A 22,039-nucleotide genomic window follows, 5' to 3' on the forward strand; every position below is an offset into this window, starting at 1 on the left:
CCTCGGCCTCAGCCGGTGTAGCCGGCCAGGGCCTTGGTGAAGTCGTACGTCCCCTGGATGATCCCGCTGCACGAGTCGGCGTCGGTGCCGGAGCCGCAGGCGCGGTCGCGGTTGACGGACCAGAAGCTGACCCGGGCGAGGTGGTGGCTCTTGGCGTAGCCGAGCATGGACTTGAAGTTCGCGAGGGTGACCGTCTCGCCCGCGACGTCGGTGATGCCGTTCATGGACGAGAACCCGACCTTGCGGTAGGCGGCGTCGGAGGAGAGCCCGTAGGCGGCCGCCACGTCGTCCTTGAGGCCGTTGACGGCCGTCTTGGTGGTCGCGGCCATGTCGACGGCGCCCTGGTCGTAGTCGAAGGGCATGACCGACCAGCCGTCGAGGTCCAGCCCCTTGGCGGCGCCGCGCTTGATGAGGTCCTGACCGTCGGAGTCCGGGCCGGTGGTCGTGGTGCCGAAGGTGAGGTAGGCCTTGAGACCGGGGTTGTTGGTCTTGACGGTCTTGAGGGCGTCGATCACCCGCTGCCGTACGGTCGCGCTCTCGAACTCGGTCGACTCGATGTCGACGTCGATCGACGTGAGGGCGTAGGCGTCGATGACCTTCTGGTACGCGGCCGCCAGCTTCGAGGCCGAGGAACACTTCTCGCCGAGCTTGTCGCCGCTCCAGCCGCCGAAGGAGACGGTGACGTCGCCTCCGGCGTTGCGTATCGCCTTGATCGTCGACTGGTCCGTGCCGCCGGTGAGGGCGCGGCTGCCGTCCCACTTGGGGTTGCAGGTGCCGTCGGAGAGGATGAACGCCATCGTGAACTGCTGGATGCCGGTGGCCGACATCACGGACGTGGCGGACGGCGGGTTGCCCCAGCCGAGGTAGAGGTAGGGCGCGGCCAGACCGCTGGGCAGCGCCGCCGCCTGCGCGGGGGAGGCCTGCGCGGCGGAGGCCTGGGCGGGCACGGCCTGGGCGGTGGCTGCGAGGACGGCGGTGGTGGCGAGCCCGGAGGCGGCGGCGAGGGCGAGGCGCTTGTGGGGGATGCGCATGTGAAGTCCCTTACGGAGTCAGGTAGTTGTGGGTGACGACGAGCATCGACTGGAGCTGGACGCTGGTGGAGTAGTAGTCCGACGAGCTCGGGCTGGTCGCGAGCATCTGCTTCCACAGCGCGTCCAGCCAGGCCTGGCTCCCGCTGTCGTTCATGGCCGCCACGGCGAAGGGCGCGAAGAAGGCGGGCTCGCCCGTGGAGCCGTACGCCGTGCCGCCGAGCGTGTAGCCGGACGTGATCTTGGAGGCGTTGCCGCCGGTCTTCGCCTTGATCCAGGCGTTGAGCCTGCCGGCCGCCGCCTTTGACCTGCTGTCCCCGTAGAGCGCGGCGTCGGTGCCCAGGCGCCACGGGTCGCGGCAGGCGTTCCAGTTGTAGTCGCCGTCGTGGGGGTCCTCCAGGACCTCGCCGGCGGCCGGCTTCGGGGTCGTGGTGGTGTTCACCACGAAGTCCGGAAGCAGCCCGGTGTTCGGGGCGTACTGCGCCTGGAGGTCGGCGGTGACCTGCTGGGTCTTGTCGAGGACGGTGTCCCACGTGGTGTCGCCGGTCGCCTTCTTGAAGGCCTTGAAGTGGTCCGGCATCCAGTCCGACGTGCGGCTGATCCTGTCGTAGCTCCCGGAGGACCAGTCCCCGAGCTTGAGGAGGTGGGTGGACGGGTGCAGCTCGCTCGCCTTGACGGCGTTGATCCGCTTCACGGCGAGCGCCTTGTAGTCGTACGTCCCGTCGCTGCCCCACTGCCGGTCGGCGAGCAGCAGTCCGTACGCGAGGTCGAGGTCGCCGTCGGTCGCGGAGTCCGAGCCGTTGACGCTCTTGCAGCCGGTGTCCTGCTCCGCCGCCTGGAGGCCGGAGTTGTTGACGGACGGGTGGGCCAGGACGAACTTCAGGATGCCGTCGAAGATCTTCTTCGCGTCGGCGTCCGCGCCTGCCATGGTGGCGGTGATCACCAGGCCGTAGCCCTGGGCCTCCGCGACGTAGGGGTGGTCGGCGTCCGGGGAGTAGACCTCGTACCAGCCGTTTCCGCAGTTCTGCGTGACGAAGTACGACTTCCACTTCTTGTAGTAGTCCACGACCTTCGCATCGAGGGCCGACTGATCGCCGGTGGGCGTCAAGGTGCCTGCTGCGTACGGGACTTGATGGCTCCCGAAGGGGACGGTGGGTGTCGCGGCCGAGGCGCTGCCCGGCAGCGCGGCGGCCAGCCAGACCCCTCCGGCGAGGGCGAGGCTTGCGGGTATCAGGGCATGACGTCTCATCAGGCCTCCATGCCTGAACGGTGGATGAGTGGATGAGCGCGTGAAGCCGCGCGGCGCGCAATGCGGCGCGCTGCGCTGTGCTGAGAAACGCTAATGACCCGCCATGCCCGCGACAAGACGTTGGTTAGGAAAGTTTACTGTTGTTTGCGCCGAGCGCTTCCGGACCAGCGGTAGCAGAGCTCCGGGCGGCCGACTTGGCCGTACTGGGGGCTGCGGACGGCGCGGCCGCTGTCGACGAGGTGCTCCAGGTAGCGGCGGGCGGTGATGCGGGAGACGCCGACGGCCTGGGCGGCTGCGTTGGCGGAGATGCCCTCGCCGGTGTCGGAGGCGTCCCGCAGGGCGACGGTGATCGCCTCCAGGGTCGGCCCGCTGAGGCCCTTCGGGAGCACCGCCTCGGGGCTGCGGAGCGCGGCGAGCGCCCGGTCGACCTCGTCCTGGCCGGAAGCCTCGCCGCCGGCCAGCTCGTTGCGGTAGCGGGCCCAGCGCTGCAGCCGGTCCCGTAGGGAGGGAAAGGTGAACGGCTTCAGCAGATACTGGACGACGCCCACCGACACGGCCTGCCGTATAACCCCCAGGTCGCGGGCCGAGGTCACCGCGACGACGTCGGCCGTGTGCCCGGCCGCCCGCATCTTGCGGACGACCTGGAGGCCGTGTCCGTCAGGGAGGTTGAGGTCGAGCAGGATGAGGTCGACCGGCTCCCTCTCCAGAAAACGGAGCGCCGCGCCGCCGGTGTGGACGACGGCGGCGACCTCGAAGCCCGGAAGCCGCTCGACGTACAGACGGTGTGCGTCGGCGGCGACGGGATCGTCCTCGACGACCAGTACCCTCACGCTGCTGCTCATGCGCGGACCTCCAGATGCAGAGGCAACCGTACGGTGAACTCGGCGCCCCCGGCTGCCGCCCGCTCCAGCCCGACCGTGCCGCCGGCCCGGCGCGCCGCCTGCTCGACGAGGGCGAGGCCCAGCCCGTGGCCCTCGCTCTTCGTGGTCCAGCCGCGCCGGAAGACCTCGCGGATCGTCGCCGGGTCGACGCCGTGCCCCGAGTCGGCGACCCGCAGCAGCAGTTCGCCGCCGTCGACGCGGGCGGTGACCTCCACGCGGGGCCGGGTGCCGTTGCCGGCGGAGCCGTCGATGGCCGCGTCGATGGCGTTGTCGATGAGGTTGCCCAGCACCGTGACGAGGTCCCGGGCGGCGAGTTCGGCCGGCAGCACGCCGTCGTCGATCGAGCTGTCCTCGGTGACCGTCAGCTCGACGCCCCGCTCGCTGGCCTCCGCCGCCTTGCCGAGCAGCAGCGCGGCGAGCACCGGTTCGCCGACGGCCGCGACGACCTGGTCGGTGAGGGCCTGGGCCAGCTCCAGTTCGGCGGTGGCGAAGTCGACGGCCTCGGCCGCCCGGCCCAGTTCGATGAGCGAGACGACGGTGTGCAAACGGTTGGACGCCTCGTGCGCCTGCGAGCGCAGCGCCTCCGCGAAGCCGCGTACGGAGTCCAGCTCCCCGGTCAGCGCCTGCAGATCCGTATGGTCGCGCAGGGTCACCACGGTCCCCCGGCGCTCACCGCCGCGCACCGGCGAGGTGTTGACCACCACGACCCGCTCCGCCGTCAGATGCACCTCGTCCACGCGCGGCTCGGCGGCCAGCATGGCCCCGGTCAGCGATGTGGGCAGGCCGAGCTGGTCCACGTACCGGCCGACCACATCCTCGGGCAGGCCCAGCAGTTCCCGGGCGGCGTCGTTGCACAGTGCGACCCTGCGGTCGGCGTCCAGCAGCACCAGGCCCTCGCGGACCGCGTGCAGGGTCGCCTGGTGGTAGTCGTACATCCGGCTCAGCTCGGTCGCGGCCATGCCGTGCGTGTGGCGCCGCAGCCGCCGGTTGGCGACGTACGTGCCCAGGCCGCCGATCGCCAGCGCGGCGAGCGCGACGCCGACCAGCGCCGTGAGCTGGCCGCGTACCTGGTGGCTGATCGTGTCGACCGTTATCCCGACGCTGACCAGCGCCGTGATCTTCCCGCCGTCCTTCACCGGGGTCACGACGCGCACGGAGGGCCCGAGGGTGCCGGTGTACGTCTCCGTGAAGGTCTCGCCGCGCTGCGCCTGGGCGATGTGGCCGAGGAAGTGCTTGCCGATCAGCGACTTGTCCGGGTGGGTCCAGCGGATGCCCTGCGGGTCCATGATCGTGACGAACGCCACACCGGTGTCCTTGCGGACCTTCTCGGCGTACGGCTCCAGGGTCGCGCTGGGGTGGGCGGAGCGTGCCGCCCGCACCACGGCGGGTGAGTCGGCGACCGCCACCGCAGCCGCCACGACCTGGCCGCGGGCGGCGTCCTCGGCCCGGCTGTGGGCGTTGACGTACGCGAGCACCGCGCAGCCGGCGACCACGGCGGCCACGATCACGACCTGCATCGCGAAGAGCTGCCCGGCCAGGCTGCGCGGGCGTGACGGGTTACGGCGGGAGAACGGCACGCGCGGCATGCCACCAGTGTGCATGCCCTGGCGCGAACTCAATGTACGCAAACGTGACCTGGGTCACGAGGGCGCGCATAGTCACCGGGATGTGTCCACCAGAAGGCGTTGGGATGACGCCGGGACAGAAGGAGACAATGGTGTCAGCCGTCGAGGACCGGGGCCGTCGCAGAGACCGCACCCACTACCTGTACATCGCCGTGATCGTGGCCGTGGTCGCCGGCATCGTGCTCGGACTTGCCGCACCCGGTGTGGCCAAGGAACTCAAGCCGCTCGGCACCGGGTTCGTGTCACTGATCAAGATGATGATCTCGCCGATCATCTTCTGCACCATCGTGCTCGGTGTCGGTTCGATCCGCAGCGCGGCCAAGGTCGGCAAGCTCGGTGGCCTCGCGCTCGGCTACTTCGTCGTGATGTCCTTCGTCGCGCTCGGCATCGGCCTGGTCGTCGGCAACATCCTGCACCCCGGTGCCGGCCTCCACCTGGACGCCGCCGCGAAGGCCGTCGGCCACACCCAGGCGGCGACCATCACCGAGGGCCCCGTCGACTTCGTGCTCGGCATCATCCCGACCACCCTCGTGTCGGCCTTCACCGAGGGCCAGGTGCTGCAGACCCTGCTCGTCGCGCTGCTCGTCGGCTTCGCCCTGCAGGCGCTGGGCACGGCCGGTGAGCCGGTGCTGCGCGGTATCGGTCACCTGCAGAAGCTGGTCTTCCGCATCCTGTCCATGATCATGTGGGCCGCCCCGGTCGGCGCCTTCGGCGCGATGGCCGCCGTGGTCGGCGAGACGGGCGTCGACGCCCTCAAGGCCCTCGGCACGATCATGCTGGGCTTCTACATCACCTGCGCGCTCTTCGTGGTGCTGGTGCTGGGCACGCTGCTGCGGCTGGTGGCCAAGGTCAACCTGTTCCAGCTGCTCAGGTACCTGGGCCGTGAGTTCCTGCTGATCCTGTCCACCTCGTCCTCGGACTCGGCGCTGCCGCGCCTCATCGCCAAGATGGAGCACCTCGGTGTCGGCCGCCCGGTCGTCGGCATCACCGTGCCGACCGGCTACTCCTTCAACCTCGACGGCACCATGATCTACCTGACCATGGCCTCGCTCTTCATCGCCGACGCCATGGGCCAGCCGCTGGCCATCGGCCAGCAGATCTCCCTGCTGCTCTTCATGATGATCGCCTCCAAGGGCGCCGCCGGCGTCTCCGGCTCCGGTGTCGCCGTCCTCGCGAGCGGTCTCCAGTCGCACCGCCCCGCCCTGGTCGACGGCGTCGGCTTCATCATCGGCATCGACCGCTTCATGAGCGAGGCCCGGGCCCTCACGAACTTCGCCGGCAACGCGGTGGCCACGGTGCTGATCGGTACCTGGACCGGCGAGTTCGACCGCGACCGGGCCCAGCGGGTCTTTGCCGGCGAACTGCCCTTCGACGAGACCACCCTCGTCGATGCCGCCCCCGTCCCGGCCGAGCCCGCGGCGCCGCCGAAGGAGGCCGTCCCCGCCTGACGACCCCACTAGGGCCTGTCCGGCGGCCGGGTCGCGGGCAGCGCGCGGCGGGGGAACAGCCCCCCCGCGGAGCGGTCCCCCCTCTGCTCACTGCGAACGGGCCCCCGCCGCCCCCCGCGACCCGGCACCGTACGTCGTGTCCACGCGCGTGGTGGGGAGCCCGGCCGCCGGCGGTTCGCAAAGGTTCTTGCCGAGTCGGCAAGAACGTCAATCGGCGACCGCCGCCCAGAAGCGGTCGGTCACCGTGTCGAGGAAGTCCGTGCCCCGCTTACGGTCCTCGGCCGAGCCGCCGCCCCAGCTCAGCGTGGCGACGATCAGGGCCTGGTATTCGGTGTGCAGCCGCTCCAGCGCGTTCTCGATTCGGTGCCGGGGGACCGGCGCGATGGCGGAGACCTGGCGTACGTACGCCTGCCAGCGGGTGCTCGCCGCGTCCCGCAGCAGCTCGGCGAGCCGCTCGCCCTGCCCGGTCAGCCGTAGCAGCTCCGGCGGGGACAGCCCGAGTGCGGCACGCAGGGCGGCGGTCTGGGGGGAGGTGCCGGACCACTGGTTGCGCCGCTCCATACGCTCGTACTCCTTGAGCGGTACCCCGGTCATCCTGGCCAGGTCGGAGGCGGCGAGGCCGCGCACCCAGCGGTGTTCCAGCAGCGTGCCCGGCGCGCCCAGCAGGTCGGCCGGGTCGCACCACAACGCCCCTGCCAGCGCCTGTATTTCACGCCCGCTGGGCGACTCCGTCCCGCGCTCCCAGGCCGCGAGGGTCTCCGGCTCCACCAGCAGGCCGTACGACGCCCGCATGGCGTGGGTGACGTGGCCGTGGGCCATGCCCAGCTGCTCCCGCAGTCGCCGGGCGGCGACCCGGGCGAACGGCGGGGTGGGGGAGGGGGTTGACATCGCCTCAGGCTAGGGGCGACCGATGGGTAGCCACGTCGTACGTTCCAACGAACTGGTGGCCGAAACCGGACGCTGTTCTCGGAGGATGGTCTTACCGTCGGTAACCCTCTCGTGGCACAGTATCCCTGCAATGAGCTCGCCTTGTCATGGCTCTTTCATGCTCAAGGGTGCGGATGAAGGGACAGTCCCATGGACATACGCGGCAGAAGCGGGCGCGGACGAGGGCGCCGGACAGGATTACTGGCCACCGTGCTGGCGGCGTTGAGCCTCCTGCTGGCCGGCCTGGCCCCGGTTGCGGCCGCCGACAGCGGCTCCCTGCGCGACGTCGTGCTGGTCGGCAACAGCTCCGACGGCACGGTCACCCTCCTCGACGGCCACACCTTCGAGAACCTCGGCTCGATCAACGTCATCCCCGACAAGCAGGCGCTCTTCGACAGCTGGGACATCTTCCGCAAGACCCTCCACGACATCATCGTGAACCAGACCCAGGGCGAGCACTACGTCGACGACGCCCATCTCTCCCCCGACGGCCGCACGGTCTACGTCTCCCGTGGCACCCTCGGCGACGCCGCCGCCTTCGACGTCGCCACCGGCAAGGAGCTCTGGCGCACCGACATCGCGGGCTCCAAGGCGGACCACGCCGCCCTCTCCCCGGACGGCACCCGCTTCATCGTCTCCGCCATCGCCTCGTCCAAGGCCCAGGTGCTCGACACCGCCACGGGCGCCGTGGTGGGCGAGTTCGCCACGGGCTCGTACCCGCACGAGAACATGTACTCCGCCGACGGCAAGCACATCTACAACATGAGCATCGGCGTCACTTCCTTCCCCCAGGCCCTCAACTTCCTCAAGGGCACCAAGGCCGTCACCGTGGTCGACGCCGCCACCCTGAAGGTCGTCAAGACCTACACCTTCGACTACGGGGTCCGCCCGGCCGTCATCACCCCGGACGAGACGACCATGTACGCGCAGCTCTCCTACCTCAACGGCTTCGTCGAGTACGACCTCACCACGGGCAAGATCGTCAACACCGTGCACATGCCCTTCAGTGACAAGGCCGCCGCGCTCAGTCCCGACGACTACCCCCAGAACTCCGCGCACCACGGCATGGCCTTCAACGGCGCCAGGACCAAGCTCTGCGACGTCGGCACCATCGACGACTACACCGCCGTCATCTCCCGCCCCGCACTGACCACCGACGGCTTCGTCAACTACCCCACCGACGCCCTGCCCTACTGGGCCACCACCTCGGCCGACGGCAACTACTGCCTGGTGACCCTCAGCAACCTGGACCAGGTCTCCGTGATCGACTACCGCACCGCCAAGGAGGTCGCCCGCGTGGACGTCGGCGACTTCCCGCAGCGCGAACGCCTCGGCAAGGTCGACGAGTCCGCGCTGAGCGGGCTCACGGCGCCGTAGCGTCCTGGGGGTGCGCGGGATGCCGTCCTGCGCACCCCTCTTTCTGTTCCACGCGATCGCATCGATCACTACACGGTGGTCCCGCCACCGCCCGCCCCGCCTGGGGGTCCGGTCCGGCAGCAACGGTTCTCTCCGCGCCCACTGCACATCAGTCAACGGCACACCGAACCAACGATCCGACGATCTGAAAGAAGCGCCCGAGTCGCGTCCCGGCGCGTACCTCCTCCTGCGTGGGGAACGTCCGAACCGGCTAGCTGAGTTGGGCCGGGCAGCGGCGCGGGCGGCGGGATGCGGGGGCCCATGGAGGTCCTTCTCGGCATCGGGCCTGACGGTAGATCAACGGGCCGTCGGTGGCGCATGATGGAGGCGCCCGTCCCGCCGGAAGAGAGGTGCCGCGTCCCGATGAAGCGCAAGAGCAGAATCCTCCTGGCGGGCCTGGCCTCCGTGGGCGGCGCCGTCGCCGGCGCGGGCCTGCTGCACAACCGCCGGCCTGATCGCAGGGAACGCCTCCACGTCACGGTCTTCAGCGAGCCCGGCTACATGGGCCGCAACGAGAGGCTGACCTGGACCGGCGGCGAGCGCGAGGTCGTCCCGCTCACCCGGGTACAGCTGCCGCGCATCGGCTCGATCAGGCTGGAGCGGCTCGTGTACCGCTTCCAGCCCGAGGTGCGGCTGCCGAACATGTACATCCTGTGGCACGCCCTCACCGAGCGCCCGGACCGCACGGACCCCGAGGGCGGCGTAGCGAGCTTCATCGCCATGCACCAGCTCGCCGGCATGTTCGCGGTGGGCTTGTGGGAGCCGGTCCGCGAGTCCGAGGCGCGGTCGGGAGTGCGGCTCTGGGCCGGGCGCCCCGGCTATCCGCTGCCCGCGCACGACGAGGGGGACCCTTCCGGTAAGGCGGGTTCCGGCGAGGCGGCCGCTCCCGGCGCCCAGCCCTGGCACGACGTCCTGGCCAACACGCCCGACCTCGGCTCCTGGAGCACCCGCACCAGCTACCTCGAACTCGGCTACCACGACGGGAGCGGCCCCCGCTCCTGACCGGCCGCCTGCCCCCTCCGCACGCTGATCCAAAAGAGAAGCCCTAGGCCGGCCGCAGCCAGACCGTGGCCAGCGGCGGAAGCGTGAGCTGGATGCTGAGGGGGCGGCCGTGCCAGGGGTGGGGTTCGGCCTTGAGGGGGTCGGGGTTGGTGACGCCGCTGCCGCCGTACTGGGCGGAGTCGGTGTTGAGGACCTCGCGCCAGGCGTCGGCGGTGGAGCCGGTGTCGGGGACGCCGACGCGGTAGCCGTGGCGGACGACGGGGGAGAAGTTGCTGACGGCGATGAGCGGGTCGCCGGAGGCGGCGTACCGCACGAAGGAGAAGACGTTGTCCTCGGCGGCCTCGCCGTCGAGCCAGGCGAAGCCTTCGGGTGAGGTGTCGAGCTGCCACAGCGCGGGGGTCTCGCCGTAGACGTGGTTCAGGTCGCGGACGAGGTCGCGTACGCCGCGGTGGTCGGCGGCGGCCGAGTAGGTCGGGTCGAGCAGCCACCAGTCGGGGCCGTGGTCGTGGGACCACTCGGCGCCCTGGGCGAACTCCTGGCCCATGAAGAGGAGTTGCTTGCCCGGGTGCGCCCACATGTAGCCGAGGTAGGCGCGGTGGGTGGCGCGCTGCTGCCACCAGTCGCCGGGCATCTTGCTGACCAGGGCGCCCTTGCCGTGGACGACCTCGTCATGGGAGATCGGCAGGACGTAGTTCTCGCTGTACGCGTAGACCATCGAGAAGGTCATCTCGTGGTGGTGGTACTTGCGGTGGATGGGCTCGTGCTGCACGTACTCCAGGGAGTCGTGCATCCAGCCCATGTTCCACTTCAGGCCGAAGCCGAGGCCGCCGAAGCCGGTGGGGCCGACCAGATGGGTCGGCCGGGTCACGCCGTCCCAGGCGGTCGACTCCTCGGCGATGGTGACGACGCCGGGGCAGCGGCGGTAGACGGTGGCGTTCATCTCCTGGAGGAAGGCCACGGCGTCCAGATCCTCCCGCCCGCCGTGCACGTTCGGCGCCCATTCGCCCGCCTCCCTCGAGTAGTCGAGGTAGAGCATGGAGGCGACGGCGTCGACCCGCAGGCCGTCGATGTGGTACTCCTCGCACCAGTAGACGGCGTTGGCCACCAGGAAGTTACGGACCTCGGTGCGCCCGAAGTCGAACTCCAGCGTCCCCCAGTCCGGGTGTTCACCCCGGAAGGCGTGCTCGTAGCAGTGGGCGCCGTCGAAGTTGGCCAGCGCCCAGTCGTCCTTGGGGAAGTGGGCGGGCACCCAGTCCATGATGACGCCGATACCGGCCCGGTGGAGGGCGTCGACCAGGTACTTGAAGTCGTCCGGGCTGCCCAGGCGCGAGGTCGGGGCGTAGTAGGACGTGACCTGGTAGCCCCAGGAGCCGCCGAAGGGGTGCTCGGCGACGGGCATCAGCTCGACGTGGGTGAAGCCCAGATCGCTGACGTACGCCGGGAGTTGCTCGGCCAGCTCGCGGTACGAGAGCCCGGGCCGCCAGGACGTGAGGTGGACCTCGTAGACGGAGAGCGGGGCCTGGTGGATCGGGACGCGGCCGCGCCGGGTGAGCCACTCCTCGTCCCGCCACACGTGGTGCGAGGCGGCGACGATCGAGGCGGTGGCGGGCGGGACCTCGGTGCGGCGGGCCATCGGGTCGGCCTTCAACCGCCGCTCGCCGGCCGGAGTCGTGATCTCGAACTTGTAGCGGTCGCCCTCCTTGACCTCGGGGAGGAACAGCTCCCAGATCCCCGAGGAGCCGAGCGAGCGCATCGGGAAGCCGGTGCCGTCCCAGTAGTTGAAGTCGCCCACGACCCGGACGCCGCGCGCGTTCGGCGCCCAGACGGTGAAGCGGGTGCCGGTGACGCCGCCGTGGCTCATGGGCTCGGCGCCGAGGGCCTGCCAGAGCTGTTCGTGGCGGCCCTCGTTGATGAGGTGCAGGTCGAGTTCGCCCAGGGCGGGCAGGAAGCGGTACGGGTCGTGGACCTCGTGCTCGCCGTCGTCGTACGTCACGAGCAGCCGGTAGTCCGCGGGGATGTCCCGCAGCGGGAGCACCGCGCCGAACAGGCCGTCGCCCTCGTCGAGCAGCTCGGCCCGCAGCCCCAGCCCCTGGGCGGCGACCGCGACACCCCGTGCGTACGGGCGCAGGGCCCGGAAGACCACGCCGCCCGGCACCGGGTGCGCGCCCAGCACCCCGTGCGGGTTGTGGTGGCCGCCCTCCAGCAGGCGCTGCCGCTCGCCGGGGTCGAGCTGCGGCGCCGGCCGTACGCCACGGTTCTGGGCCTCGGCGGTGGGCGCCGGGACCGGGGCCGGGGTGGCGGACCGTACCGGCAGGGGGGTGGTGGTGGCCGGTCGCGGGGCGGTGCCCGAGGCGGGCGGGCGCTCGGACCCGGCGGGGTCGTAGCCGCGCGCGACGGCTTCCGGCTGGGATCCGGGGCCGGGTTGCAGGCGATCGGTCACGATGAGGTCCTCCCTGGAGGGGATTGCGCGAGCCGTTGGACGGCAGACATGGGGATGGGGAGCCAGGCAGGGCGGTGCCGGGCCTCGTAGAGCACTTCGTAGACGGCCTTGTCGGTCTCGAAGGCCCGTATGACGACCGGTTCGTCACGTGGATCGGTGCCCGCGGTCTCGGCGTAGCCCGCGCAGAAGGCGGCCCGGTTGCGGTCGGCCCAGTCCGCGGCCCCCGCGGCCGTCGGGTCGCGGTGCCGGGCAGCGTAGTCGAAGGACCGCAGCATGCCCGCCACGTCCTGCACCGGCGGTGCGGGCCGCCGCCGCTCGGCCAGCGGCCGGGCCGGTTCGCCCTCGAAGTCGATGAGGACCCAGCCCTGCGCCGGCGTGCGCAGCGCCTGGCCCAGGTGCAGGTCGCCGTGGATCCGCTGGGCCGCCAGTACGACGCCCCGGTCTCCCAGCTCGGCCAGGTCGTGGAAGGCGGTGCGCAGTTGCGTACGGAAGGGCCGCAGCGCGGGGACCGCCAGTGCGGTCGCGTCCAGCCTCTCCGCCATGGCCGCCGCCAGCACGGCGATCTGCGGCCGCCGCAGCACCGCCTTCGGCATGGTCCGCGCCAGCGCCAGGTGCACCTCTGCTGTGGCCCGCCCCAGGGCGGCCGCCTCACCGGCGAAGTCGGCCCCCTCGTCCACCGCCCGGAGCGCCAGTTCCCAGGCGTCCTTCGACCCGGGCAGATACCTCTGCAACACCCCCAGCGTCGCGGGCTCCTCGTACACCCCCACCGCCTCGAACCACGCCGCCGGCGCCGCCACCCGCCGCGAGCCCGCCCGGCCCAGCGCCAGCGACAGCTCCAGGTCGGGGTTGGGACCGGGGGCCACCCGGCGGAAGAGCTTCAGGATGAACGTATCGCCATAGACGACGGACGTGTTGGACTGCTCGGCCGTGGACAGCCTGGGCGGGAGCGCGGCCGGGATCTCGATCCCTTCCTCGCAGCCGAAGCGCAGCTCCCCGGCCCTGCCCGGGGCCCGCAGCCGCTCCAGCAGTACCCCGGCCAGCCGGGGGTCGTACAGCGCCTCGTAGATCGTGAGCCCGTCCAGCGGGCCGCCGACGGCGTGGCCGATCAACGCGGGGGCGAGCGGCGGCGGGAGCAGCGGGCGGGTGCCGAGGACGAGCTGATAGCACTCGGGGCGCTGGTCCGGCTGGTGGACGTCGAGCAGCAGGTGCAGCATTCCCGGGGCGCCGATCCGGCCGTCACCCGGCAGCAGCTCGGTCGCGGACACCAGCCCGAACCCGGTGATCGGTCGGCCCTTCCCGGCGAACCACCGCTGCCGGGGCAGCCACTCCCGCAAGAGAGGGGTGAGCGCCTCCAGCAGGCCCGGGACCTGCGACGCGGCGGCACCGAACGGTTCGGTCGGGATTGCGGAGGAGCGAAGCCACGAGGTGTCCGACATGACGTCCTTTCCTCGGAAGCCGGGGGCCGGGGAGCCGGGAGGGCCGGGCCTGCTGGATCCCCTCAGTGAAGGGGCGAGGGATGGGGGACGACCGACGGGGGGAACGTGTCGGACGAAAGCCATCCGCGCAGGTGGTGCAGTTGGCGTACAAAGATCCTGCGAAGGCCCGGCACGGTGGAGCCTGCCCCTGCGGCTCTGCGCAAAACCGCGCAGAGCCGCCGAAGCCATAAGGATTACGCCGCGTCGCGGCGCAGCCGGAACCAGTAGAAGCCGTGTCCCGCCAGTGTCAGCAGGTAGGGCCACTCCCCGATGGCGGGGAAGCGTACCCCGCCGATCAACTCGACCGGATGCCGGCCGTTGAAGGCGTGCAGGTCGAGCTCGGTCGGCTGGGCGAAGCGCGAGAAGTTGTTCACGCACAGCACCAGGTCGTCCCCCTGTCCCTCAACTGAGGGGGCCTCCCGGAGGAACGCCAGGACCGCCGGGTTGGTGGACGGCAGCTCGGTGTAGGAGCCGAGCCCGAAGGCCGGATTCTGCTTGCGGATCTCGACCATGCGCCGGGTCCAGTGCAGCAGCGACGACGGGCTGCTCATCTGGGCTTCCACATTGGTGACTTGGTAGCCGTAGACCGGGTCCATGATCGTCGGCAGAAACAGCCGCCCGGGGTCCGAGGACGAGAAGCCGGCATTGCGGTCCGGGGTCCACTGCATCGGCGTACGGACCGCGTCGCGGTCGCCGAGCCAGATGTTGTCGCCCATGCCGATCTCGTCGCCGTAGTAGAGGATCGGCGAGCCGGGCAGGGACAGCAGCAGAGCGGTGAACAGCTCGATCTGGTTCCGGTCGTTCTCCAGCAGGGGGGCGAGCCGGCGCCGGATGCCGATGTTGGCCCGCATCCGCGGGTCCTTGGCGTACTCGGCGTACATGTAGTCGCGCTCTTCGTCCGTGACCATCTCGAGCGTGAGCTCGTCGTGGTTACGCAGGAAGATGCCCCACTGGCAGCCGTCCGGGATCGCGGGCGTCTTCGCCAGGATTTCCGAGACCGGGTAGCGGGACTCCCGCCGTACTGCCATGAAGATGCGCGGCATGACCGGGAAGTGGAAGGCCATATGGCATTCGTCGCCGCCCTTGCGGAAGTCGCCGAAGTAGTCGACGACGTCCTCCGGCCACTGGTTGGCCTCGGCCAGCAGCACCGTGTCCGGGTAGTGGGTGTCGATCTCCTTGCGGACCCGCTTCAGGAAGCCGTGGGTGCGCGGCAGGTTCTCGCAGTTGGTGCCTTCCTCCTGGTAGAGGTACGGGACCGCGTCCAGCCGGAAGCCGTCGATGCCGAGGTCCAGCCAGAATCTCAGCGCCGCGAGGATCTCCTCCTGCACGCGCGGGTTCTCGTAGTTGAGGTCCGGCTGGTGGGAGAAGAAGCGGTGCCAGTAGTACTGCTTGCGCACCGGGTCGAAGGTCCAGTTGGAGGTCTCGGTGTCGACGAAGATGATCCGCGCGTCCTGGTAGCGCTTGTCGTCGTCCGCCCATACGTAGTAGTCGCCGTACGGGCCGTCGGGATCGGATCGGGACTGCTGGAACCACTCGTGCTGGTCGCTCGTGTGGTTCATGACGAAGTCGATGACCACCCGCATTCCGCGCTGGTGCGCGGCGTCCACGAACTCCACGAAGTCGGCGAGGTCGCCGAATTCCGGGAGCACCGCCGTGTAGTCGGAGACGTCGTAGCCTCCGTCGCGCAGCGGAGAGGCGAAGAACGGGGGCAGCCAGAGGCAGTCGACCCCGAGCCATTGCAGGTAGTCGAGCTTGGCGGTGATGCCCTTCAGATCTCCGACGCCGTCGCCGTTGCTGTCCTGGAACGAGCGGACGAGGACCTCGTAGAAAACCGCCCGCTTGAACCAGTCGGGATCGCGGTCCTTGGCGGGGGTGTCCTCGAAGGTGTCAGGGACGGGTTCGTTGACGATCAAGTGGGTGACCCTCCAGTCGCGGGAGTAGGTCGCAGAGAGAGGATGTGCGCGGGCGCGGGCCCTCGGCCCGGTTCCAGGCGCACATAGTTGTCCCTGCCCCATTGGTAGGTCTCGCCGGTGAGCTCGTCGCGCACCGGGATGGACTCGTGCCAGGCGAGGCCGAGTTCCGGCATGTTCAACGACACGGTTGCCTCGTGGGTGTGGTGGGGGTCGAGGTTGACGACCACCAGTACGACGTCGTCGCCGGAACGTTTCGAAAACGCGAGCACCGCGTCGTTGTCCACGGGGTGGAAGCGCAGGTTCCGGAGCTGCTGAAGCGCGGGGTGTCGGCGTCGCAGCCGGTTCAGAGCCGTGATGAGCGGGCTCAGCGAACGGCCCGCGGCCTCCGCCGCGGCCCAGTCACGGGGCCTGAGCTCGTACTTCTCCGAGTGTAGGTACTCCTCGCTGCCCTCGCGCACGGGAACGGACTCGCAGAGCTCGAATCCCGCGTACACCCCCCAGGAGGGGACGAGGGTCGCGGCGAGAACGGCCCGCACTTCGAAGGCGGGGCGGCCGCCGTGCTGCAGATAGGCATGCAGGATGTCCGGGGTGTTGACGAAGAAGTTCGGCCGCATGTAGCCGGCCGCCTCCCCGGACAGCTCGGTGAGGTACTCCGTGAGTTCATCCTTCGTGTTGCGCCAAGTGAAGTATGTGTACGACTGCTGGAAGCCGATCTGCCCCAGCGTGTGCATCATCGCGGGCCGGGTGAACGCCTCGGCAAGGAAGATGACGTCCGGGTCGGTTCGGTTGATGTCGCCGATGACTTTTTCCCAGAAGACCACCGGCTTGGTGTGCGGATTGTCGACCCGGAAGATCCGTACCCCGTGGTCCATCCAGTACCGCAGGACGCGCTCGGTCTCGGCCACCAGGCCGGCGAAGTCGGCCTCGAAGGCGATGGGGTAGATGTCCTGGTACTTCTTCGGAGGGTTCTCGGCGTACGCGATCGAGCCGTCGGCACGGTGCGTGAACCACTCCGGATGCTTCGCCACCCACGGGTGGTCCGGTGAGCACTGGAGGGCGAAGTCGAGGGCGATCTCCATGCCGAGCTCGCGGGCACTCTCCACGAAGAAGTCGAAGTCCTCGATGGTGCCCAGGTCCGGATGGATGGCGTCGTGCCCGCCCTCCGGGGAGCCGATCGCCCAGGGTGAGCCGACGTCATGCGGGCCGGGGGTCAGCGAATTGTTGGGTCCTTTGCGAAAGGCTGATCCGATCGGGTGAACGGGCGGCAGATAGACCACGTCGAAGTCCATCGCGGCGACGGCCGGAAGCCGGTCGGCGGCGGTGCGGAAGGTCCCGGACTTCGGTGGCCTGATGCCGAGCGGGTCGACCTCCGCGCCTTCCGAGCGGGGGAAGAACTCGTACCAGGAGCCGAAGAGGGCCCGCTGCCGCTCCACCTGGAGGGCGACCGACCGGGCGGAGCTGACCAGCTCACGGAGCGGGTAGCGGTCCAGGAGGGCGGTGACCTCGGGGTCGTTGGCGGCGGCGTGGCGCGCCGAGGGCGGGCGCGTCTCGTCCCGCAGGGCTTCGACAGCGGCCGCGATCACCGCCCGGTTCTTCTTCTTCGGCACCCCGGTGACGGCGCGTTCGAACAGTTCGGCGCCTTCGGCGAGCACCAGGTCGGTGTCGATCCCGGCCGGGATCTTGATGCCCGCGGTGTGCCGCCAGGTGGCGATCGGATCGCTCCACGCCTCCACGGTGTACGTCCAGCGCCCTTCGGAGGTGGGGGTCACCTCGGCCCCCCATCGGTCCGTGCCGGGCGCCAGCTCCCTCATCGGCGTCCAGGGACCGCTGCGTCCGGACGGATCCCGCAGCACGACGTTGGCGGCGACCGCGTCATGGCCCTCGCGGAAGACCGTGGCGGTCACCTCGAAGGTCTCGCCGACCACCGCTTTCGCGGGCCGGCGCCCGCAGTCCACGAGCGGGCGGATGTCCAGGACGGGGATACGGCCGATCATTGGCTCACCTGGTTGCGCTGGAAGTTGGGCGGTGGATGCAGCTGGTGGCGGTGCCGGGGGCGGAAGCGGGTGATGTGCCTCAGTCCTTTTTACTTGCTTTTTCCCTGGTATGTCGTGGTGGGTGCTGGCGGGCATGGCCGCTCCTGTCCGCGTTCACTCGGGTGGACCGATGCGAGTTGGCTGGGACGAGAGAGATGTGCAGGGAGGTGTGCGCCGCACTGCGCAAGGGGGAGCCTGCCCATTGGATGACGGCTGAATACCCGGAGGGAAGGGGTACCGGGCCGTAAGTTCTAAATGCCCTGTGAATACCCCGGAAGACGACGCCTTCCGGGGCACTCCTGAACGGGCCGACTCACCCGGTGACCTGCAGAAGGCGGTTCGGGGTACCGAGACCGGCGCCGGTGACGACGCCCTTGGCGGCGGCGTCCGTGAGGGCCTGGGCGACCTCCGCCGGGGCCGCCGCCGGATGATCGGCCAGATAGAGGGCGGCGGCTCCCGCGACATGCGGGGTGGCCATGGACGTACCGGAGTAGGTGTCCTTCGCGGAGTCGCTGGTGTTGACCGATGAGGTGATGTCCACGCCCGGCGCGTAGAGGTCGACGCGCGCCCCCCAGTTGGAGAAGCTCGCCTGGGCGTCGGTGGCGTCGCTCGCCGCGACGGTCAGGGCCTCCTTGACCCGGGCGGGTGAATACAGCGAGGCCGGGAGGCTGTCGTTGCCCGCCGCGACCGCGAAGGTCACGCCGGAGGCGATGGCCCCGCGCACGGCGGCGTCGAGCTGGCTGTTGGCCAGGCCGCCGAGCGACATGTTGGCGACGGCCGGCTTCTGGGCGTGCTGGGTGACCCAGTCGATGCCGGCGATCACCTGGGCGGTGGTGCCGGAGCCCTGCGCGTCGAGGACCCGGACGGCGACGATGTCCGCCTGCTTGGCGACACCGTAGGTCTCGCCGGCGATGGTGCCGCTCACGTGGGTGCCGTGGCCGTTCTCGTCATCGGCCGTGGTGTCGTTGTCGACGAAGTCGTAGCCGTACGAGGCACGGCCGCCGAACTCCTGGTGACTGATGCGTACGCCGGTGTCGATGACGTAGACCTTCACGCCCGCGCCGGCCGTCGCGGGCCAGCTGTAGGACGTGTCCAGCGGCAGGGCCGGCTGGTCGATCCGGTCCAGGCCCCAGGAGGGCGGATCGATCTGGGTGTGGTCCAGGGACACTTCGGTGTCCTGCGCGACGGAGGCCACCGCCGGGTCGGCGGCGAGCCGCTTGGCCTGGCTCTCACCGATCCTCAGCGCGTAGCCGTTGAGCACTTTGCTGTACGCGTGTTCGACCGTGCCCCCGTATCTGCCGGCGAGCTGCTTGCCGGCCACCGACGGCGCCTTGATCCCGGAGCCCTGCTTCAGGGTGACGATGTAGCTGCTGGTCACGGATCCGGGCGACCCGGCGCCGAGTATTCGCCCTTCGACGACCGCGGCATGGGCGGGCAGGGTCACGGCGGACAGCGCGACGGCCGCCGCGGCGGCGGCCACGCAGGCCCCGAGCCGCCGCTCCCTTCTGCTGCTGATGCGTGGGAATGGCATGACGAAAGTCCCCTCCTCAGACGTCACGCAAAGGATTTCGTGCGGGACACTTCACGCACAAGGGGCTCACGGTGGTGTAATCGGCCAAATCACCCACGCCCACCCATTGATGAGAACGGTGTCCGGACCGTGGTTGCGCCACCATCAAGCGGAGGGTTGCCGCTACCTTCGAGATGTGAAGGCTATTCGTCGATTCACCGTGCGAACTGTCCTGCCCGAACCTCTACGCCCGCTTCAGGAGCTGGCGCAGAATCTGCGCTGGTCCTGGCACCCCGAGACCCGTGAGCTGTTCCAGTCCGTCGACCCCGAGGGCTGGCCGGCCGCTTCCGGTGATCCGGTAAGGCTGCTGGGGACCGTCTCCAAGGAGCGACTGAGCGCCCTCGCCAAGGACCGCCGCTTCCTGCGCCGGCTCGCCGCCGCGGCGGAGGACCTGAGCGACTACCTCACCAATCCCCGCTGGTACCAGGGCGCTGCCGAAGAGCCCGACGAACTCCCGTCCGCCATCGCCTATTTCTCGCCCGAGTTCGGGATCACCGCCGCCCTGCCGCAGTACTCCGGCGGGCTCGGCATCCTGGCCGGCGATCACCTCAAGGCCGCCAGTGATCTGGGCGTACCCCTGATCGGCGTCGGCCTGCTCTACCGCCACGGCTATTTCCGGCAGTCGCTCTCCCGCGAGGGCTGGCAGCAGGAGCAGTACCCGGTCCTGGATCCGAACGAGCTGCCGCTCGCCCTGCTGCGGGAGGAGGACGGCACCCTCGCCTCCGTCGTCCTGGCCCTGCCCGGCGGCCGCTCGCTGCGCGCCCACATCTGGAAGGCCCAGGTCGGGCGCGTACCGCTGCTGCTGCTGGACTCGGACGTCGAGGAGAACCATCCCAACGAGCGTGACGTCACCGACCGGCTCTACGGCGGCGGCAGCGAACACCGGCTGTTGCAGGAGATGCTGCTCGGCATCGGCGGCGTGCGGGCCGTGCGGACGTACTGCCGGCTCACCGGGCACGCCGCGCCCGAGGTCTTTCACACGAACGAGGGGCATGCGGGCTTCCTCGGCCTGGAACGTATAAGGGAGCTGAGCGAGGCCGACGCCCCCGACGGGCTCGGCGACTTCGACTCCGCGCTCGAGGCGGTCCGGGCCGGCACCGTCTTCACCACCCACACGCCGGTCCCGGCCGGCATCGACCGCTTCGACCGCGAGCTGGTCGCCCGGCATCTCGGCGACGGCGGTGAGCTGGGCGGCGTCGACGTCCAGCGGGTGCTGGAACTCGGCATGGAGACGTACTCCGGCGGCGACCCGAACGTCTTCAACATGGCCGTGATGGGACTGCGGCTCGCCCAGCGGGCCAACGGCGTCTCGACCCTTCACGGTGCCGTCAGCCGGCGGATGTTCGCCGGGCTCTGGCCCGGCTTCGACCCCGAGGAGGTGCCGATCACCTCCATCACGAACGGTGTGCACGCGCCCACCTGGATCGCCCCCGAGGTCTTCCGGCTCGGCGCCCGCCAGATCGGCACCCAGCGCGCCGAGGACGCCATGATGATCGGCCGGTCCGACCGCTGGGAGTCCGTCGCCGACATCCCCGACACCGCGATCTGGGAGCTGCGGCGCGTGCTGCGCGAGCAACTCGTCGAGGACGTACGGCGCCGCGTGCGAGCCTCATGGCGCCAGCGCGGCGCCGGACAGGCCGAACTGGGCTGGGTCGACAACGTCCTCGACCCGGACGTCCTGACCATCGGCTTCGCGCGGCGCGTCCCCTCGTACAAGCGGCTCACACTGATGCTCCGGGACCAGGACCGGCTGATGGAGATGCTGCTCCACCCCGAGCGGCCGATCCAGATCGTCGTCGCGGGCAAGGCGCACCCGGCCGACGACGGCGGCAAGCGGCTCGTACAGGAGCTCGTACGGTTCGCCGACGACCCGAGGGTGCGGCACCGGATCGTCTTCCTGCCGGACTACGACATGGCCATGGCCCAGCATCTCTATCCCGGGTGCGACGTCTGGCTCAACAACCCGCTGCGCCCGCTCGAGGCGTGCGGGACCTCCGGGATGAAGGCCGCGCTGAACGGCTGTCTCAATCTGTCCGTCCTGGACGGCTGGTGGGACGAGTGGTTCGACGGCAACAACGGCTGGGCCATCCCGACCGCCGACGGCTTCCGCGCCGAGGACGACCCGGACCGGCGGGACGACATCGAGGCCACCGCGCTCTACGACCTCATCGAGGGCCAGGTCGCACCGCGCTTCTACGACCACAACGGCCACGGTCTGCCCGAGCGGTGGATCGAGATGGTCCGCCACACGCTGACCACCCTCGGACCCAAGGTCCTGGCGGGGCGGATGGTCCGGGAGTACGTCTCCCGGCTGTACGCGCCGGCGGCCCGGGCCCACCGGGCGGTCGGCGGGGACGCGGCGCGGGAACTGGCCGAGTGGAAGCGGCGCCTGCGGGAGCAGTGGCCCCGGGTCTCCGTCGACCACGTCGAGGCGGGGGCGGTGGGCGGCTCCCCGGAGCTCGGCTCGACGCTCACGCTGCGGGTCCAGGTCGCCCTGGGCGAGCTCGATCCGGGTGACGTCGACGTCCAGGCGGTCTCCGGCCGCGTCGACGAGTCCGACCGCATCGCCGATCCTGCCGTCGTCTCCCTCAAGGCGACGGGCCGCCCCGACCTCGACGGCCGCTGGCACTACGAGGGGCCCCTCACCCTCGACCGCACCGGCCCCTTCGGCTACACCGTCCGTGTCCTTCCGACCCACGCCGCGCTCGCCACGTCCGCCGAGCCGGGGCTCATCGCGGTCCCCGCGGAATCGGAGGGAATGACGGCGGGGCTGCTGCGCTAACTAAATGGCCGGGTTGGGGGTAGGCCGTCTCCCCCAGCTAGACGCTGGGAGGTGCCCCCAAGGCGGGACGGGCTGGCCCAACCCGGCCGCACCCGGCGACGGGCGCGTACCACGACGGTGGGTGGCCGGGGGTGCGTGGGCGGCCTCGCGTCCGTGGCCGGGTTGTGCCAGCCCTCCCCCAGACTCTGTCTGGGAGGTGCCCCCATCTCGCTTCGCTCGCCTTGCGGAACGTTCTCCCACAACCCGGGGG

General features: G+C 70.4%; 14 protein-coding genes. 4 read left to right on the forward strand and 10 right to left on the reverse strand.

Going from position 1 to position 22,039, the window contains the following annotated elements:
• Nucleotides 1-8: 8 nt before the first annotated feature.
• From ACFXJ5_RS29740 to ACFXJ5_RS29755, 4 genes are all read right to left on the reverse strand, one after another.
• Nucleotides 9-1,031 carry a chitinase gene (locus ACFXJ5_RS29740; RefSeq protein WP_384637633.1) on the reverse strand — a complete coding sequence of 341 codons (1,023 nt, stop codon included), beginning with the start codon at nt 1,029-1,031 and terminating at the stop codon, nt 9-11.
• A 10-nt stretch (nt 1,032-1,041) separates the two neighbouring features.
• A complete protein-coding gene (locus ACFXJ5_RS29745) occupies nt 1,042-2,277 on the reverse strand; it encodes a glycosyl hydrolase family 8 (RefSeq protein ID WP_384637635.1) in 1,236 nt (411 codons plus the stop codon).
• 134 nt (nt 2,278-2,411) lie between these two features.
• Nucleotides 2,412-3,119 carry a response regulator gene (locus ACFXJ5_RS29750; RefSeq protein WP_384637638.1) on the reverse strand — a complete coding sequence of 236 codons (708 nt, stop codon included), beginning with the start codon at nt 3,117-3,119 and terminating at the stop codon, nt 2,412-2,414.
• A complete protein-coding gene (locus ACFXJ5_RS29755; RefSeq protein ID WP_384637640.1) occupies nt 3,116-4,744 on the reverse strand; it encodes an ATP-binding protein in 1,629 nt (542 codons plus the stop codon). Before ACFXJ5_RS29755 ends, ACFXJ5_RS29750 begins: the two co-directional genes overlap by 4 nt.
• Before the next feature lie 128 nt (nt 4,745-4,872).
• Between ACFXJ5_RS29755 and ACFXJ5_RS29760 the strand changes: the two genes are divergently transcribed.
• Nucleotides 4,873-6,231, forward strand: coding sequence for a cation:dicarboxylate symporter family transporter (locus ACFXJ5_RS29760; protein ID WP_384637642.1), 1,359 nt, complete (start codon nt 4,873-4,875; stop codon nt 6,229-6,231).
• A 207-nt stretch (nt 6,232-6,438) separates the two neighbouring features.
• On the opposite strand, the gene ACFXJ5_RS29765 is transcribed toward ACFXJ5_RS29760, so the two are convergent.
• Entirely contained in the window at nt 6,439-7,119 is a 681-nt protein-coding gene (locus ACFXJ5_RS29765) for a helix-turn-helix domain-containing protein (RefSeq protein WP_384637645.1), read from the reverse strand.
• Between the two features lie 249 nt (nt 7,120-7,368).
• Between ACFXJ5_RS29765 and ACFXJ5_RS29770 the strand changes: the two genes are divergently transcribed.
• A complete protein-coding gene (locus tag ACFXJ5_RS29770; RefSeq protein ID WP_384637648.1) occupies nt 7,369-8,535 on the forward strand; it encodes a YncE family protein in 1,167 nt (388 codons plus the stop codon).
• A gap of 402 nt (nt 8,536-8,937) precedes the next feature.
• Nucleotides 8,938-9,576, forward strand: a complete 639-nt coding sequence (locus ACFXJ5_RS29775) for a hypothetical protein (RefSeq protein ID WP_384637651.1) — start codon at nt 8,938-8,940, stop codon at nt 9,574-9,576.
• 43 nt (nt 9,577-9,619) lie between these two features.
• Here ACFXJ5_RS29775 and glgB read toward each other — a convergent pair whose 3' ends face one another.
• From glgB to ACFXJ5_RS29800, 5 genes are all read right to left on the reverse strand, one after another.
• Nucleotides 9,620-12,016, reverse strand: a complete 2,397-nt coding sequence (gene glgB, locus ACFXJ5_RS29780; protein ID WP_384637654.1) for a 1,4-alpha-glucan branching enzyme — start codon at nt 12,014-12,016, stop codon at nt 9,620-9,622.
• Nucleotides 12,013-13,452, reverse strand: a complete 1,440-nt coding sequence (locus ACFXJ5_RS29785; RefSeq protein WP_384637657.1) for a maltokinase N-terminal cap-like domain-containing protein — start codon at nt 13,450-13,452, stop codon at nt 12,013-12,015. The genes glgB and ACFXJ5_RS29785 overlap by 4 nt, the downstream gene beginning before the upstream one ends.
• Nucleotides 13,453-13,685: 233 nt before the next feature.
• Nucleotides 13,686-15,404 (reverse strand): maltose alpha-D-glucosyltransferase, encoded by a 1,719-nt coding sequence (gene treS, locus ACFXJ5_RS29790; RefSeq protein WP_384637660.1) that lies wholly within the window; start codon nt 15,402-15,404, stop codon nt 13,686-13,688.
• Entirely contained in the window at nt 15,401-17,398 is a 1,998-nt protein-coding gene (locus ACFXJ5_RS29795) for an alpha-1,4-glucan--maltose-1-phosphate maltosyltransferase (RefSeq protein WP_384637662.1), read from the reverse strand. The genes treS and ACFXJ5_RS29795 overlap by 4 nt, the downstream gene beginning before the upstream one ends.
• Before the next feature lie 352 nt (nt 17,399-17,750).
• Nucleotides 17,751-18,968: a S8 family peptidase gene (locus ACFXJ5_RS29800; RefSeq protein WP_384637664.1), complete on the reverse strand. Its 1,218-nt coding sequence runs from the start codon at nt 18,966-18,968 to the stop codon at nt 17,751-17,753.
• A gap of 175 nt (nt 18,969-19,143) precedes the next feature.
• Here ACFXJ5_RS29800 and glgP point away from each other — a divergent pair, with 175 nt between their 5' ends.
• Nucleotides 19,144-21,789 carry an alpha-glucan family phosphorylase gene (gene glgP / locus ACFXJ5_RS29805; protein WP_384637667.1) on the forward strand — a complete coding sequence of 882 codons (2,646 nt, stop codon included), beginning with the start codon at nt 19,144-19,146 and terminating at the stop codon, nt 21,787-21,789.
• The last annotated feature ends 250 nt before the right edge of the window (nt 21,790-22,039 follow it).

Source organism: Streptomyces sp. NPDC059373 (assembly GCF_042751495.1).
Taxonomy (GTDB): domain Bacteria; phylum Actinomycetota; class Actinomycetes; order Streptomycetales; family Streptomycetaceae; genus Actinacidiphila.

Bases quoted from the DNA above. Each gene is read 5' to 3' on its own strand.
- ACFXJ5_RS29740 (WP_384637633.1), bottom strand. From the start codon at position 1,031: ATGCGCATCCCCCACAAGCGCCTCGCCCTCGCCGCCGCCTCCGGGCTC.
- ACFXJ5_RS29745 (WP_384637635.1), bottom strand. From the start codon at position 2,277: ATGAGACGTCATGCCCTGATACCCGCAAGCCTCGCCCTCGCCGGAGGG.
- ACFXJ5_RS29750 (WP_384637638.1), bottom strand. From the start codon at position 3,119: ATGAGCAGCAGCGTGAGGGTACTGGTCGTCGAGGACGATCCCGTCGCC.
- ACFXJ5_RS29755 (WP_384637640.1), bottom strand. From the start codon at position 4,744: ATGCCGCGCGTGCCGTTCTCCCGCCGTAACCCGTCACGCCCGCGCAGC.
- ACFXJ5_RS29760 (WP_384637642.1), top strand. From the start codon at position 4,873: ATGGTGTCAGCCGTCGAGGACCGGGGCCGTCGCAGAGACCGCACCCAC.
- ACFXJ5_RS29765 (WP_384637645.1), bottom strand. From the start codon at position 7,119: ATGTCAACCCCCTCCCCCACCCCGCCGTTCGCCCGGGTCGCCGCCCGG.
- ACFXJ5_RS29775 (WP_384637651.1), top strand. From the start codon at position 8,938: ATGAAGCGCAAGAGCAGAATCCTCCTGGCGGGCCTGGCCTCCGTGGGC.
- ACFXJ5_RS29785 (WP_384637657.1), bottom strand. From the start codon at position 13,452: ATGTCGGACACCTCGTGGCTTCGCTCCTCCGCAATCCCGACCGAACCG.
- ACFXJ5_RS29795 (WP_384637662.1), bottom strand. From the start codon at position 17,398: ATGATCGGCCGTATCCCCGTCCTGGACATCCGCCCGCTCGTGGACTGC.
- ACFXJ5_RS29800 (WP_384637664.1), bottom strand. From the start codon at position 18,968: ATGCCATTCCCACGCATCAGCAGCAGAAGGGAGCGGCGGCTCGGGGCC.